General features: G+C 45.9%; 12 protein-coding genes. 7 read left to right on the forward strand and 5 right to left on the reverse strand.

The features are described from left to right. Positions 1-42: 42 nt before the first annotated feature. Positions 43-1,227, reverse strand: coding sequence for a maltose/maltodextrin ABC transporter substrate-binding protein MalE (gene malE / locus FLM53_RS22780; RefSeq protein ID WP_176679282.1), 1,185 nt, complete (start codon positions 1,225-1,227; stop codon positions 43-45). Between the two features lie 665 nt (positions 1,228-1,892). Between malE and malK the strand changes: the two genes are divergently transcribed. Next, positions 1,893-3,005 (forward strand): maltose/maltodextrin ABC transporter ATP-binding protein MalK, encoded by a 1,113-nt coding sequence (malK, locus tag FLM53_RS22785; RefSeq protein ID WP_017633183.1) that lies wholly within the window; start codon positions 1,893-1,895, stop codon positions 3,003-3,005. 240 nt (positions 3,006-3,245) lie between these two features. Here malK and FLM53_RS22790 read toward each other — a convergent pair whose 3' ends face one another. Then, on the reverse strand, positions 3,246-3,446 hold the full coding sequence (locus tag FLM53_RS22790) for a hypothetical protein (protein WP_017057910.1): 201 nt from the start codon (positions 3,444-3,446) through the stop codon (positions 3,246-3,248). A gap of 240 nt (positions 3,447-3,686) precedes the next feature. After that, complete coding sequence (locus FLM53_RS22795) at positions 3,687-5,603, reverse strand: methyl-accepting chemotaxis protein (RefSeq protein ID WP_176679281.1); 1,917 nt, start codon at positions 5,601-5,603, stop codon at positions 3,687-3,689. 458 nt (positions 5,604-6,061) lie between these two features. Here FLM53_RS22795 and FLM53_RS22800 point away from each other — a divergent pair, with 458 nt between their 5' ends. Genes FLM53_RS22800 through FLM53_RS22825 form a run of 6 tightly spaced genes read left to right on the forward strand, consistent with a single transcriptional unit; the run spans position 6,062 to position 13,079 of the window. Continuing rightward, complete coding sequence (locus tag FLM53_RS22800) at positions 6,062-7,018, forward strand: MoxR family ATPase (protein ID WP_176679280.1); 957 nt, start codon at positions 6,062-6,064, stop codon at positions 7,016-7,018. A gap of 10 nt (positions 7,019-7,028) precedes the next feature. Then, positions 7,029-7,955 carry a DUF58 domain-containing protein gene (locus FLM53_RS22805; protein WP_176679279.1) on the forward strand — a complete coding sequence of 309 codons (927 nt, stop codon included), beginning with the start codon at positions 7,029-7,031 and terminating at the stop codon, positions 7,953-7,955. Further along, positions 7,952-8,437 carry a DUF4381 domain-containing protein gene (locus tag FLM53_RS22810; RefSeq protein ID WP_176679278.1) on the forward strand — a complete coding sequence of 162 codons (486 nt, stop codon included), beginning with the start codon at positions 7,952-7,954 and terminating at the stop codon, positions 8,435-8,437. The genes FLM53_RS22805 and FLM53_RS22810 overlap by 4 nt, the downstream gene beginning before the upstream one ends. Further along, positions 8,430-9,422 (forward strand): VWA domain-containing protein, encoded by a 993-nt coding sequence (locus FLM53_RS22815; protein WP_176679277.1) that lies wholly within the window; start codon positions 8,430-8,432, stop codon positions 9,420-9,422. Before FLM53_RS22810 ends, FLM53_RS22815 begins: the two co-directional genes overlap by 8 nt. Further along, positions 9,415-11,397, forward strand: a complete 1,983-nt coding sequence (locus tag FLM53_RS22820; protein WP_178992132.1) for a VWA domain-containing protein — start codon at positions 9,415-9,417, stop codon at positions 11,395-11,397. The genes FLM53_RS22815 and FLM53_RS22820 overlap by 8 nt, the downstream gene beginning before the upstream one ends. Before the next feature lie 2 nt (positions 11,398-11,399). Beyond that, entirely contained in the window at positions 11,400-13,079 is a 1,680-nt protein-coding gene (locus FLM53_RS22825; RefSeq protein WP_176679276.1) for a BatD family protein, read from the forward strand. Between the two features lie 104 nt (positions 13,080-13,183). On the opposite strand, the gene FLM53_RS22830 is transcribed toward FLM53_RS22825, so the two are convergent. Both FLM53_RS22830 and pstB read right to left on the reverse strand, forming a co-directional pair. Further along, positions 13,184-15,328, reverse strand: a complete 2,145-nt coding sequence (locus FLM53_RS22830) for a GGDEF domain-containing protein (protein ID WP_176679275.1) — start codon at positions 15,326-15,328, stop codon at positions 13,184-13,186. 336 nt (positions 15,329-15,664) lie between these two features. Then, on the reverse strand, positions 15,665-16,414 hold the full coding sequence (gene pstB, locus FLM53_RS22835; protein ID WP_004732036.1) for a phosphate ABC transporter ATP-binding protein PstB: 750 nt from the start codon (positions 16,412-16,414) through the stop codon (positions 15,665-15,667). Between the last annotated feature and the right edge of the window lie 76 nt (positions 16,415-16,490).

Consider the following 16,490-nt stretch of genomic DNA (forward strand, 5'->3'; position numbering starts at 1 on the left):
TAAGGAGAGGTTGCCCTCTCCTTAAAAGGTAGTGCTTGGTTGTTACTTAGTCATACGACCTTCAGCAGCTTTTAGTGCTTGGTCTACTGATTGACGGCCGTCAACTACGTTGCCGATCGCTTCTTCCATGCTGTACCAGAACGTTGTGAACTGAGGGATGTTAGGCATGATTTCGCCGTTCATCGCGTTGTCCATTGTTGCTGCAATACGAGTATCGCTGTCTAGTTGACGTTGGAAAGAGTTAAGAGCAACAGCGCCTAGTGGCTTGTCGTCATTCAGGCTCTTCATACCTTCATCAGTTAGTAGGTAGTTTTCCATGAACTCAACAGCTAGGTCGCGGTTTGGAGAAGCTGTGCTGATACCACCAGCCCATACACCAACGAAAGGTTTAGACGCTTTACCGTTGAACTTAGGTAGCGTTGTTACGCCGTAGTCTACGCCAGCTTTCTTGATGTTTTCCCAACCCCAAGGACCGTTGATTGTCATTGCAACGTTACCTGCAACGAATTCAGACTCAGCTACTGAGTAATCCATGTCTGCAGAGATAACTTTGTCTTGTACCATCTTCTCGATGAAACCTAGAGACTTCTGAACACCGTCAGTCGCTACGCCCGCATCTTTAATGTCGTAACCTTCTGCAGTCTGTTTGAATGCGTAACCGCCGTCAGCTGCAAGTAGAGGCCATGTGAAGTAAGCGCCGCCACGTAGAGGCCACATGATCGCTTTCTTGCCGTCTTTCTGAAGTTCAGCGTTAAGTGCTGGGATTTCTTCCCAAGACTTAGGTGGATTAGGAACAAGTGCTTTGTTGTAAATTAGAGAAACTGACTCAACCGCTACTGGGTAAGCAATTGTTTTACCTTCGTAAGAAACAGCGTCCCATGCGAAGTCTACGATACCTTCTTTAGTCTCTTTAGAAGGTTTGATATCTACAAGAAGACCCGCTTCTGCATAGCCGCCAAAACGGTCGTGTGCGTAGAAGATCATATCTGGGCCGTCGCCAGCTGCTGCTACTTGAGGGAATTTCTCTTCTAGCTTGTCAGGGAAAGCAACTGTTACTTTAACACCAGTGTCTTCTTCGAAGCGTTTACCTACTTCAGCCATGCCTTCATAAGCTTTGTCACCACCTACCCAGATTGTTAGTTGTCCTTCTTCGATAGCAGCGTTTGCACCAAAAGAACCCAGAGCAACCAATGTACCTAGAGCTACAGCGCTTAGAGCGTTTTTCATGTGAATATCCTTTTTATATTTATACGTAGGGCACATCTACCAAGACGAGCCAGTTTTCGGAGGTTATGATCTGAGAAAACAGACCCTAGCTCATCATCCTAGCCACTACGCCCTAGCTATTATGGCTTAAATTCGTGATCGCCATCCGGTCAGATTAGAGACTAGAATCACAAAACACATACTCATCGTGATCAACATCACCGTTATGTGGTGGATTTATTTGAACTGGATCGCCAATTATTATTAACCCCCTATATCTACTCCTCCCCTCCTACTCCCCCTAGTTAATTTTCTATTAGGAGGATGTACCCTTCCGCCAATTCACGGAAACTGCATTCATCCAAGAGTGGATAGTAAGAACCCTTTACCAGCAAGTGTCGTGTGTAACCACATTGTTCATTAAGCTGGCTTCACTGCCCGCTGTTGTCTTTATTAAGCATCGAGCTAAATCTGTGATTGAATCACGGGGGAGGTTTAGCTGGATGTGGGGGAAATAGGCACCAGTTTGGCTATGACGGGTGGGCTTGGTTACAGAATCCAAGTCTCACCCACTTTTTTTCTTACTCACTCAATACTTACCAATTCCTACAGTTACTGCTGACCCAAAAATTTCTTATAATGATAAGCAGTAAAACTTAAAATTTGATCGATCGAGGACAAGCTAGATGGCGAGTGTCACGTTAAAAAACGTTTATAAATCATATGGTGATGTACAGATTTCTAAGGACGTAACCTTAGACATCAACGAAGGTGAATTCGTAGTATTCGTTGGACCATCAGGTTGTGGTAAATCGACGCTATTACGTTGTATCGCAGGTCTAGAAGACATTACGTCTGGTGATTTGTACATTGGCGACCAACGCATGAACGACGTTGAGCCATCAAAGCGTGGCGTCGGTATGGTGTTCCAATCTTACGCGCTTTACCCTCACCTGAACCTTTACGACAACATGTCTTTTGGTCTTAAGCTAGCAAACGCAGATAAAGCTGAGATTGATAAGCGTGTTGAGCATGCCGCTGAAATCCTTCAGCTTGGTCACTTACTAGAGCGTCAACCAAAAGCACTTTCTGGCGGTCAACGTCAACGTGTTGCCATTGGTCGTACTCTGGTTTCTCAACCTAACGTATTCCTACTGGATGAACCGCTATCTAACCTAGATGCTGCGCTACGTGTTCAAATGCGTTCACAAATCACTAAGCTACAACGTCAACTTGGTTGCACCATGATCTACGTTACCCACGACCAAGTGGAAGCGATGACAATGGCCGATAAGATTGTTGTTCTTGATGGCGGTTACGTATCTCAAGTTGGTAAGCCACTTGACCTATACCACTACCCTCAAAACCGTTTCGTTGCTGGCTTTATTGGCTCGCCGAAGATGAACTTTATGTCTGTGCACATTGAACAGGCTGAAGCAGAGCGCGTATTGGTTCAGCTTTCAAACGGCATGACTTTCTGGATCCCTGTTGATGGTACAACCGTTAACGTTGGCGACCGTATGTCTCTAGGTGTTCGCCCTGAGCACTTGATGTCTGCTGAAGCAGGTGATGCAACGATTGAAGGCGAAGTAATGATCGTCGAGAAGCTAGGTAACGAAACTCAAGTTTACCTAAACCTTGAAAGCGCAGATGCTGACGTTATCTACCGTCAACCAGACACGCTAACGGTTGAACCTGGCGACAAACTAGCGATTGGCATTCCAGCGCACCGTTGTCACTTGTTCCACAGCGATGGCCGAGCATGTCGTCGTCTATACAAAGAGTACGGCACTGATTAATCGATTCACTGTTAATCGATAACTGTCCAAATCCAATCCCTCTTACCTTGTAAGGGGGATTTTTCTTTCTGTAAGCTCTAAATCAGCACACGCATTGCTTTCACTGGCACATTATCGACAGACAATAAAAAGGCCTAGCGTGCGCTAGACCTTTATCTGTTCAGTTAGAGCCTCGGCTCAACCAATCACTTCAAACAGTCACTCAAAACCATTACTTAAAAGAGAGGACGTGTCTCAAGCTTAGTGGATTGGCGTATCACTTTTTTTGTTGAACTGGCCAAAATGCTTTTCTAACACTTCTGGAGTCAGTTTGCCTTCCGCCTCTAGTCGCTTAAATTCAGCAACGATCGCTTTTTGCTCTTCAAGTGATGGCAGTTTTACCTCTGGCTCATCGCCCATCTCTTGAGTCATCTGCTCTAGTTCTTTTTCAAAATCGCTCATGATACTTACCTAAATATTAAACCTAATCGGATTTTACTCATTTACGCCCTGTGATGCTAGGGTGATTGAGTTTAAAGCCCGAAACCAGATCAAGCTAAGGTCAGTTAGAAAGAAACAAAACCACAAAACAGAAAGAGCTGGATTCACGATTAAATGAATCCAGCTCTTCGTCCATGTAACTACCTAAGCCATGCTATGACCTAAGGTATTTAAGCTTAAAGATATTAAAGCTTAAAGACATTAAAGCTTGAATGAACCAACCATCTTATCTAGACGGGAAGATAGGTCACGAAGCTCTTGGCTCGCTTCTGCAAGTTGCTCAGCCGTACCCGTCGTCACTTCGTTGATCGCGTTGATCTCTTCAATGTTCTGGTTGATGGTGTGAACCACGGTCGACTGCTCTTCCGTTGCCGTAGCAACTTGCGTGTTACGGTCGGTAATATCAACGATACGGTCTGAGATACCACCCAGTACGTCTACCGCTTCATCCGATGCAGATACACCCTCAAGGGTAATAACCTTACCCGCACTCATTGCCGTTACCGCATCTTTCGCATCGCTTTGCAGTTGGTTGATCATCTTCTGAATCTCTTCCGTTGAATCTGCAGTGCGGCTTGCTAGGTTACGTACTTCATCTGCTACCACAGCAAAACCACGACCTTGCTCACCGGCACGTGCGGCTTCAATTGCGGCGTTCAGTGCAAGCAAGTTAGTTTGCTCTGAAATATCACGGATAACACCCAGAATAGAGCCAATATCTTGCGTTGTTGAAGCAAGCTGTTCAACCACTTGACCCGTGCTTTCTATATCTTGCGCTAAACGACTTATCGCGTCTTTTGCTTTGTTTACCACAGAACGACCCACTTCCGTATTGCCCGAAGCTTGCGTTGCCGTTTCTGCTGCTGTTGCTGCGTTTGATGCAATCTCACTGATGGTCATACCCATTTGGTTAATTGCCGCCACTACTTGAAGCGTTTGGTCACGCTGTTCTTGGCTATTGTCATGAGTGATGTGTGCTTTGTTAGAAACGCTCTCTGCTGCCACTTGAAGCGCTTGGCTTGTTGAACATACCTCTTTCATCGACTCGTGGATCTTTTCAATGAATCCGTTGAAGCCTTTTGAAAGCTGTGCAATTTCATCGTTACCTTTCACTTCGATACGCTGTGCAAGGTCACCATCACCTTCACCTAGGTCACCAAAGCGTTTAGCCAGTAGTTTAATCGGCTGAGTAATACTGTTTGCCAGCACTACGCCCATTAGGATAAATACTAAGGCCACAACCGCAGTCATGATTAGCATCTTTTGTGCTGTCTCATCTAGCTCAGCAAAAACTTCGCCCGTTGGTACTACACCAATAACAAACCAGTCCATCGACGACACGTATAAACTCGCCACGAACAGCTCTTGACCTTGGCTTTCTGTGGTAATCAGGTTGAAGCCTGACTTGTTCAAAAGCTGGCTTGATTGAGGGCCATAAAGTTGTTGAAGAGAAGAATCACTGCGAGAACGCTCACGGTGAATCTGCACATCACCTTGGCTATCCGTTAAAAATACGAAACCGGTGTTTTCAATCTTGAACCCGTTCAGTAGGCTCACCATGTCGTCCATTGATTTTGATAGACCAGACATCGCTAAGCCAGAAGGCTGTTGGTAGTTAGCGAACATTTTCACTTCACCATTGGCTTCTTGGAACATACTCACCATGGTTGGCTGTCCAGACTGTGTAAAACCAAAGAACCAACCATCTTGTTGTTGGTTTAACTGACGTAAGAAACCATTTTGGTTCCAGTAGTAAGCCGTTTGACGGTTCGCCACTGAAGCATCGTTTAACTGATATTGGTTACGAACATTGTTCAGTTGTTTAACTAACTTGTTCTCTAGTGCAGGGTCGCGATCTGTCGATTCAATCGCATCAGAGATGAATTCATTTGACGCAATTTGCTCCGCCGCTAACAACAGTTGAGAGACTTCACGGTCAATTTCGCCATTGATTCGCTCAAGCATCCCAGGAAGTTCAATATCAACCAATCGGTGACTCAAGACATCTCTTGCTTGTTGCTGCGCCATCGCGCCAACAATGACCGTAGAAGCAAGAACCGCAAAAGTAATACCAAGTACAACCTTTTGCTTAATACTCAGAGAGTTAGTTTTCAACATATTTGGACCTTCAAAAAGAATCGCTCGTTATTTGTGTACCCTGAACAGGACTTTTTTAGTGCACCCCAATCAGAAGTGCACAATCTAAGTTATGTATCGACCACAACCAATAAAACTAGAGATTTTTCTCTCAAAAAATTGCAAATATGATGTAACAACTGAATTAACTTAGCCCAATGTGATATTAACCGGGCGAATACAGGAAGGCTTGGTATTTGCTTTTGTTATCTGAGCATTGAGATTTCACCTAATTCTCACGAGCACCCTCCTTTTGAGCTTTAGTATGTAAAAACCAGTTGATATGGTAAAAATCATAATCGAGTGGTGCTTTTATCTAACTACTTGTAAATCATTCCAAATTTGAAAAAATAAATTACGCAGATGTACTGGAACTTTTTGCTACGGACAAGTGACCAATACTCAAAATAAAAATCAAATGGATACCCAGAGAGTCCAAAATGCACAAAACAAATTTCGAAATCCTTCAAAACTATTTAGAGTCTCAAATCATTGGTCAACAAGAGCTTGTTAAACAGCTGATGATCGCGCTGCTGGCGGATGGTCATATCCTTGTTGAAGGGCCTCCAGGTTTAGCGAAAACTCGCGCCGTAAAATCATTGGCTGATTGTGTTGAGGGGGATTTCCACCGTATTCAGTTTACGCCTGACCTACTGCCTGCGGACTTGACTGGTACCGATATTTTCCGACCAGAGACAGGAGAGTTCACCTTCCAATCTGGCCCGATTTTTAACTCGCTTATTCTTGCGGACGAGATCAACCGTGCTCCGGCGAAAGTACAAGCAGCAATGCTTGAAGCGATGGCAGAAAAACAAGTCACTGCAGGTCGAAAAACCTATGCTCTGCCTGAACTGTTTTTGGTAATGGCAACACAGAACCCGATTGAGCAAGAAGGCACATACCCACTGCCAGAAGCCCAACTAGACCGATTCCTACTGCACCTAGAAGTTGAATACCCAGATATGGAAAGTGAGCTTGAGATCCTGCGACTCAACCGTGGTGAAGCTCAAGGCAACGAATCGGTTCAGCCACAAGAGATATCTCAGCAAACGATCTTTGAAGCGCGCCAAGAAGTGCTCAATATTCATATGGCAGATACCATTGAGCAGTACATCATCAGACTGGTAATGGCGACTCGCCAACCTAAGCAGTACAGCGACCAACTTGATCAATGGTTAGATATGGGTGTGAGTCCGCGTGCAACGATTGCTCTAGACCGCTGCGCTCGTGCACACGCTTGGCTTGCTGGTCGCGACTATGTCACACCACAAGACGTTCAAGCGATGGCATTCCCTGTACTGCGTCACCGCCTACTTCGTAGCTACCACGCACAAGCTGAAGGAGTCACTGCAAACCAAGTGATCGCACATCTTATTTCACTGGTTGGTAGCGCATAGGAATACGCGCATGAATAATCAACTACCTAACCACAGTGACGGCGTGATGCTGAATCTGGACGAGCTGCTGCAATACAAAGCGCAGTCTGTTCGATGGTTGCCTCCGGCGAAAAGCCTTTGGTCACAACTCAATGGCCAACATGAGAGCAACCGCAAAGGGCGCGGAATGAATTTCTCGGAAGTTCGTCAGTACCAAGCGGGCGATGACATTCGCAGCATTGACTGGCGAGTAACAGCAAGAACGGGCAAGGCACATACCAAGCTGTTCTCTGAAGAAAGAGAGCAACCTGTCATTTTGTTCTTGGACCTCTCAAGCAGCATGATTTTCGGCTCAACCTTGTTGCTGAAATCGGTTCAACTTGCGCACTTTGCTAGCCAACTGTGCTGGTTAACTGTGGCGCAAAAAGACCGAATTGGTGCTGTGATCGATACGGGCAAAGAGATCATTGAGATTAAGCCCAGTGCGAGCAACCATGCGCCGCTGCGTATTTTGCAAAAAGCCATAGAAATCAATAATGCAGCACTGACTAATCACGACAATCATAGTGACACGACTTTAGAGCATGGGCTGAAATCTCTGCACCAGCTTTGCCCGAAAGGGAGCGATATCATTATACTCAGTGACTTTGTGCGCTACCAAGAAAGTGATTACTCACTTATTAGTCAAATTCGCAGACACAACCGAGTACGTCTGGTGCATTTTTACGACCCACTAGAGCAAGGTCAAACAGCCTATAAAGGCTCGAAACAAGTTACCGATGGCAGTAAAACACAGTGGTTCAACTTCTCCTCTAATAAAGAAAAGGAAAAGCTCAACCATGCCTTCTCGACCAAGCAGCAACAGCTACAACAGATGGGGTTATCTCTCGCGATACCCTATAGCTCACTGTCGAGTGCACAGCCATTGATGAGCCAGATATCAGGAGCTCAGTCATGAATCAGCCCTTAGATTTAAGCCCTGTTATTGCACCAGACGCACCAACATGGTGGCCTTTGGCATGGGGTTGGTGGGCCTTAATTATCACAGCCATTATCCTGATTGCTTTGGTGTTTTTCATTGTAAAACGCAGAAAAAACAATCAACAGGCGAAGCAAGAAGCGCTGTCTTACTTCAACAATAATCAGCCTTCAAAGCGCTTATCACCTAGCGAAGCACAACGCATCCTTCGTCAAGCAGCATTGAGCTACTTCCCACGTGAGAAAGTAGCAGGCCTAGCGGGTGAAGATTGGTTGAAATTCTTAGACGCGCAACTGAAAAAGCCGTTGTTTGTAGAGAAACAAGCTCAGTGGCAACAGTCGCTTTATCAAGATCCAACTTCAATGAATGACGATCAGCGTAAGGTTCAGCAGCAATTAGTTAATGACTGTGAAACTTGGATTCGTAAAGCCCTTCCTCCAAAGCGAGGTAACCATGACTGATCTTTTACACACGAGCTTACTAAATATTGAATTCGTTTGGTGGTGGATGTTTTTCCTCGCGCCACTGCCGTTTCTCGTTTACTTGTTCTCACCTAAGGCGGAATCAAGTAGCGCCCTTAAGCTTCCATTTCTGCCAGAGGACAGTAATACCACAACGCCAAGCACTCGCTTGCCAAAGGCGTTGTCCGTCATTATTTGGCTTTTACTGGTGACAGCACTCGCACGCCCCGTTTGGTATGGCGAGCCGGTGGAGTTTCAACCCAAGCACCGTGACTTGATGTTAGTTGTCGACCTCTCTTACTCGATGAGCCAAGAGGACATGCAGTTCAATGGTGAATACATCGACCGATTATCGGCAGTCAAACATGTGTTGAGCGACTTTATTGATCGCCGCAAAGGCGATCGAGTCGGGTTGGTGCTCTTTGCCGATCATGCCTACCTACAAACACCTTTGACTTTGGACAGAGACACGCTGTCACAGCAACTCAATCAAGCGGTCCTAAGACTGATCGGTAATCAAACCGCGATTGGTGACGGCATTGGCCTGGCGACCAAGACCTTTGTAGATAGTGATGCGCCTCAACGTGTGATGGTACTACTCAGCGACGGCAGTAATACCGCTGGGGTATTAGACCCATTAGAGGCTGCAGATATTGCCAAGAAGTACAACGCAACCATCTACACCGTCGGTGTTGGCGCAGGTGAAATGATGGTTAAAGAGTTTTTCATGACTCGTAAGGTAAACACCGCTCAAGATCTAGATGAACGCACGCTAATGGAAATTGCCAAACGCACTGGCGGGCAATACTTCCGAGCGCGTGACAGTAAAGAGCTGGCGACGATTTACGACACCATCAACCAATTGGAACCCGTGACAAATGCCACCAAGGTTTGGCGACCACAACAAGAGTGGTTTGTATGGCCTTTGTCGGCTGCCATGTTCTTCGCATTTATGCTGTTAGCCATTAGGAGAAACAATGTCTAACTTTACTTTTATCTACCCATATTGGTTCTTGGCGCTTGCCGCATTGCCCGCGATTTGGTGGTTTAGCAAGAAGCAATCTAAGCAAGGGTTATTGGCGTCTCATATCGCTCAATACTTGGCGCCAGAATCAACCAAGCCATCAAAAAATCGCAGCACTTACTTTGGTATCTGGTGGTTAGTCGGTGTTATTGCACTAGCCGGACCAAGCTTTCAAAACAATGAACAGCCGAGCTTTGAAAAAACACAGGCGCGAGTTGTGATGATGGACATGTCGATGTCTCTATACGCAACCGACATAAAACCAAATCGCCTGACTCAAGCGCGATACAAAGCTCTTGACCTGCTTTCGTTGTGGAAAGAAGGTCTAACCGGAATGGTCGCGTACGCTGGCGATGCTTACACCATTAGCCCGCTTACGTCAGACATCAACACCATCAAGAGCCAGGTGCCGAACTTGTCTCCGGATATCATGCCTTACCAAGGCAGTAACGCACCTGCTGCGGTAAAGCTTGCCATTGAGATGATGACTCGCGCGAAGATCTATCAAGGTGACTTGGTATTGATTGCGGATGATATCGATGACCAAGAGAAGAAAGAGATCGACTCGCTGCTATCTGGTAGCAATTGGACGCTATCCATTCTAGCGGTGGGTACTGAAAGTGGCGCACCCATCTCTTTACCAACAGGCTCGATGCTGCAAACCGACTCAGGGCAAACCGTGGTCGCGAGAACCCACTTAGAGAACATGCGCGAACTGACTCGCAGTTATGCTGGCACGTTCACTGAGGTTCAATTTGATAACTCAGATGTTGAGCATATCGCGAGTTATCTCGACCGAGTTGCAACAACCTCTGAAGTGACCAAGACCAATAACTCACTCAACACCAGAGTCAACAATGGCTTTTGGTTACTGCCGTTCCTATTACTCCCTGCACTTGGGCTGTTCAGGAAAGGTGTTATTTGGTGCGGGTTAGCTGTGGTTTTGTCGTTCAGCCAACCGAATACTGCGTTTGCGAATCCTTGGAAAACCGACGATCAGGTGGGTTATCAGCTTTATCAAGATGAAGACTTCCAACAAGCTGCAGAGCAGTTCCAGCAACAAGAGTGGAAAGGCATCTCACAATACAAAGCGGGTGACTTCGAAGCTGCTGAGCAGACACTACAAGGTTTGTATGGCGAAGATGCTCGCTACAACCTTGCAAATGCACAAGCTCAGCAAGGCAAGTACGATCAAGCGATAGAAGAGTATCAACGCATTCTAGACAACAACCCTGAGCATGCTTATGCGAAGAAGAATCTAGAGATCGTCAAACAAGCCCAACAGCAACAGCAACAGCAACAGCAACAGCAACAGCAACAGCAACAGCAACAGCAACAGCAACAGCAACAGCAACAGCAACAGCAACAGCAAGGTGATTCTGAATCCAAAGACCAAAAAGACCAAGACCAGCAAGGTCAGCAAGGTCAGCAAGGTCAGCAAGGTCAGCAAGGTCAGCAAGGTCAGCAAGGTCAGCAAGGTCAGCAAGGTCAGCAAGGTCAGCAAGGTCAGCAAAATGATTCTTCGCAAGACTCGTCAGATCAACAGCAAAGTTCTGCGAACAATGAAAACTCGCAGAACCCAACAGACGACCAAGCTGAAAGTGCAAACCAAGGGCAAGCCAAAGACCAACCGGATGTAAATGCAGGCGAGCAAGCCGCTCAGTCTAAGCAACCAAATAAAGCTGAGCAGTCAGAAGAGCAAGATGAATCAACACCTCAAAGTGCGAGCGCACAACAAGCTTCAAGCGAAAAAGGTGAAGACGATGCTCAACAAGCTATAGCACAAACCTCAGGGCAACCGCTATCAAGTGACCCAGATATGCGAAAGCTTGAGCAGGTAGAAAGCGCCCGTGACCCGAGCCAGCTGCTTAAAGCACAAATGATTTTACAAGCACGACAAAAAAGTGCTCCTAACAACCAGAACAAAAAGTGGTAACCATGCGATTTCTTAACAAGCCATTTTTATCCATACTCCTAACGCTGCTGTTAGGCGCTTTCTCGTCCTTTTCGGCATTGGCGGCGACTGCCGTCGCGAGCGTCTCACAAAACAGTGTCACCAAAGATCAAGTATTCCTACTTAGAGTCGCGACCGATGAAAAGGTCTCTTCTGATGCTCTTGATCTAACGGCGCTCCGACAGGACTTCTATGTCAGTACACCAAGCTTTGGCACGTCGATGCGAATCGTCAATGGTAGCCGTTCGGTGTCAAGTGAATGGAACATCAGCCTTGCGCCACTTCGTTTGGGTAAGGTTCAGATTCCTAGCTTCGATATTGAAGGGGCAAAAACCAAGCCAATCACCATCAATGTTGCCGTTAATAAAGCTGCACCTACTCAACATGACATGGCTGAGTTCCAGATTAATCTGAGTAAAGACTCGCTATATCCACAAGAAGTCGCTGAGCTTGATGTAAAACTCATCATTAAAGCTGACCCAAGAAGACTGCAAGATCCTAAAATAGCGCCACCGAGCTCGCAGGGCTTAGACGTGGAACCTATTGGTGAATCAAAGCAATTTCAAGATGTCCTCAATGGACAAGAAGTGACGGTCGTTCAACAGTCTTTCCGTATCTCTTCACAAAAAGCGGGGCAGTTTAAGCTGAATGGACCGAAACTGACTGGCGCCGTTGTTTACTCGACCAACAACTCAAGCACAACGCGATTGTTCCAACTCGATACTCCCGTCGAAACCCTAGATGTAACCGTCAAAGAGGTGCCAAAAGGCTACCAAGGTGAGTGGTTACCAACATCGAACTTCAAGTTGATTCAAAAATGGTCAGATAGCCAAGGCAATGAACTGGAGAGTAGCAATGGTTTAGAAAGCGACAAGCAAACCATTGAAATGGAAGCGGGTGATTCGTTAACTCGTACCATTACTATGACGGCTAGCAACTTAACCCAGCACCAACTGCCGAAGCTGAATATCACCTACCCTAAATCGGTTCGTGTTTATGAAGAGAAGCCGCAATTTGGTACCACACAGTCCGGCGATGCTGTGGTGGTTTATAAGCAAGTATTGATCCCGAAAGAAGCTGGAAAGATCTCGCTTCCAGATGTTTCTCAAGCTTGGTTCAACACCGATTCACAATCTGAGCAAACCAGTAAAGCACTTGGGCTAGAGTTGGCGATAAAGGCAAGTGACCGTCCGACATCTAGCACTCCACCAGTCACAGCACCGCCAACCCAGCAAGTCAGCCCAACGGTTGTGACTGTTGATAACCCTGGATTCTGGCCTTATCTCGCCGCCCTGTTCGCAGTCTTGTGGTTGGTTAGTTCAGCAATGGCTTTCTACTTCTGGTCACGCCGCAGTGTAACGACAAAACCAACACACACTATTGAACGTCAATCAGATACAGCAGAAGCGCTTATTGAAGCTCTAAAAACGAAAGATGGTGTGATGACCAGAACCTTGTTTGAGCAATGGAGAGCTGAAAACCCAGACTTGAGTGATGAGACGTTAGAAGCCGTTGAAGCCGAGCTAACCAAGCTAAACCAAAGCCTTTATGGTGAAGCTAGCTCGACAACCCCATCATGGGATCCTTCTGAGGCAATCAAAGCAGTTAAGAAGCCAAAGCGAGTCTCTAGCAGAACGCGTAAAAGCTCACTAGAAACGCTTTAATTAATTAGAAAAGTCTAATTTGGTAGAAGAAAAGAAGCCGTGATGACCACCTTGTGAGCATCACGGCTTTGTTCGTTTTTACGATAAGAAGAAATAATACCGAACTAAGAAATTGAAACCGAGACCTTTTTTCGCTTCAAGGCTGAGACGATTCTATTTCGCCCCGAATCTTTAGCTTGATACAAGGCCTTATCCGCTTTGCCGTAAAGAAGATCAAAATCGAACTGGTGTTGGTCTGAAGTTATAGAGGCATACCCAACTGATGCTGTTAAATATGGGCTAGTGCTGCTTTCGCAGTGAAGGATCTTCGCCTCTTCTATGCACTTTCTAATAGACTCGGCACGTTGCTTCGTTTCTGTGTTATTAGTGCCGATCATCAACAACATAAACTCTTCCCCGCCAATACGACAGAAGGTTTCCTTGTCACTATGAACATGAGCGTTAAGTATCTTGCCGATGGTTCGCAGAGCCGCGTCACCTTCAGTATGCCCATAGACGCTGTTGTACAAACCAAAATGATCTAAATCGACTAGGATCAGCCCAAATGTAATTTCATGTTGTGTGGCAAAGGCACCTTGATCGTCGCAGTTCAAATCTTCTAAAACCTGCGACAGCATGCGGCGGTTTCCAAGACGTGTTAGAGGGTCTAATTTAGAAATGATATCCAATTGCTCATTCGCCAACTCTAGCTCTTGGGTACGCTTACTGACTTCCTGCTCCAGAGTTTCATTGAGCTTCTTCAGTTCCTCTTGAGCCATGGTTCTTTGCAGTACCTCAGCAAGGCTTGAAGCAAAGATACGGATTACTTCACGCAGCTGTGAGGTTAATGGGCTACGAGTTAACAAGTTATCAGCAGCGATAAACGCAATCGGCTCACCCGTGTTTGTAGTGAGCATGGTCATTGCCGTCCAACCGACGCCAACAATATTAAAATCGTGATAAATAGGGACTGATTCTTCAAACGCAACTTGGTTAGGACAAGCACGCGCTGCGGCTACGATGTCACGTTCCACCAGCTCAGAGCGATAATAAGACTCATCGACAATATCGCCTTTAATGTCAGTGCCCCATGTGCCTTGCATGTAGCTACAGTTTTTATCAGTAAGGAACACCGCTAATCGATCAATGCCTAAGTGCTGAATCGCAAAACTGACCGCGGACTTACATACTTCACTGACACTGTCACAACGAGATAGCTCAACCATACTCGAGTGCAGCATACGTATGTTCTGCTCTTGACGCTTACGGATGTAGATCTGAGAAAGCAGAGAGCCAAAAGACTCAAGCATCTGCTTTTGATAATTAGTAATGGGTGAGCGATGAATGTAGTTATCCATGGCGATCCAGCCGACAGGTTTGTCCCCTTCACGCAAGATAAGCATACCGTTCCAGCCTTGCCCAACGACCTTCCCTTCTGTGTATAGAGGGGCATTCTCGATAATGACGAGATTGGTATGGTTATCGGACAGTGCCTCGATGTACTCGGCTTCAAGTTGATGCAAGTCGTATTGAGTATGATGCTCGCTGTTTGTCTTGCCCGCTTCGTCAGTGCCATAGGTGCCGCTGAAGCAACGCTTTTTCATATCGAGCAACATGAAGATCGCACGATCAAAACCTAAACGGTCACGGACAGCTTCAACCGAAGCTTTATACAAAGCATCTAACGACTCAGGGTTAGAAAGCTCTAACGCCACTTGATGAACCAGTTTCATGTTATCAACAAACAGCTCTCGTAGCTTTATCTCATCAAGGTACAGTGCTTCGCGTGTGTCTCGGTGCTTTATCTCAAGCGCCGCATTCTTTTCGGCACGAATACATTGCCAACGAGCCGCCGCTAGCTGTAAGACATCAAGATCTTGGTCGAAGGTTTGATTAACCTTTTCAGCATTGCAATTTTGAACAATTAAATAAGTTCTACAGGCAGGCGCGTTGTCGAGCATCATGATGAACGACTCTCCACCAAGCACTTTCATGTGTTCCCAATTACAGGTATTGATTGCCATCGGCAACACACCGTCTGCGGTATCAAACTGTGAAACCCAAGGCCAAAATGTAGAGGGGTAATTCTCAAGAGAGGTTAATTCGCCATGACAAAACAAGGGTAACGAATCACTTTCCGGGATTGGCTCAGCAAATATCCCAACCCCTTTTGGAGCAAGCATCTTAGCCAAGTAGTCGAAAAGAGACTCTGCCAACAAACGGTGATCGCGCGTAGCAGATATTTGTTTTGCAAAGGCTTTTACAGGCACAGCTTCCGTCCATTGGCTATTGAGAATACAGCAAAAATACAGAAGCCTTGATATGCAATCAATCTAACTAAAAATGAGATGTTAAGCGGGTCGCAATTTCACTTTTTACATTATCACAAGCATGAGAAGGACTACAAAAATGGGATTTCCTGCCCAAAATTTCATCGACATTGGGACTTTTTTAAAGGCATAAAAAAGCCCCACCTAAAGTGGGGCAAAACTTCCATCGCTTATAGTTATAGTGATAATTCTGTCGATCTATTCGATTATCTAACCTGCGTATCAGTTAGCGTGCTGGTTTTGCTAAAAGGCCAAACACAGCACTTGAATAATCAATTAACCAAAGTCACCGTTTACGTAACCTTTAGTACGATCATCTTTTGGCTCACTGAAGATAACACTTGTTTCGTTGTGCTCTACAAGCTCTCCCATTAGGAAGAAAGCTGTACGGTCTGAAATACGACGCGCTTGCTGCATTGAGTGCGTTACGATAACGATAGTGAAGTCTTTCTTCAGGTCTTCCATCAATTCTTCAATCTTGTGTGTCGCGATTGGATCTAGAGCCGATGTTGGTTCATCCATTAGGATTACATCCGGTTCCATTGCAATGGTACGAGCGATACATAGACGCTGTTGTTGACCACCAGACAAGCCAAATGCGTGTGCTTTAAGACGGTCTTTTACTTCGTCCCAAAGTGCCGCACTGCGCAGTGAACTTTCTACTACTTCATCAATGTGCTTCTTGTCTTTGATACCTTGAGCACGTAAGCCGTAAGCCACGTTCTCGTAGATGCTCATTGGGAATGGGTTTGGTTTTTGGAATACCATGCCTACACGAATACGTAGGTCAGCCACATCAATATTGCCGTAGATGTTTGTGCCATCCATATCCAGCTTACCTTTGATAGTAACGCCTTCAATTAGGTCATTCATGCGGTTCAAACAACGTAGTAGCGTTGACTTACCACAACCAGACGGGCCAATCAGTGCAGTAACCTGACGAGTTGGAATTGGCAGGTTGATAGATTTAAGCGCTTGGTTGTCGCCGTAAAACAGATCTAGGTTCTCAATATCAAATTTGTTCATTTTCGTAATCTCTAAATTCTTAAATTCGTGTCTAGCTTGATGCTTTCTTTATCACGGAGGCTCTCTTTGTTGTTGA

It is taken from the genome of Vibrio sp. Scap24, assembly GCF_013394185.1.
In the GTDB taxonomy this organism is placed as follows: Bacteria; Pseudomonadota; Gammaproteobacteria; order Enterobacterales; family Vibrionaceae; genus Vibrio; species Vibrio pomeroyi.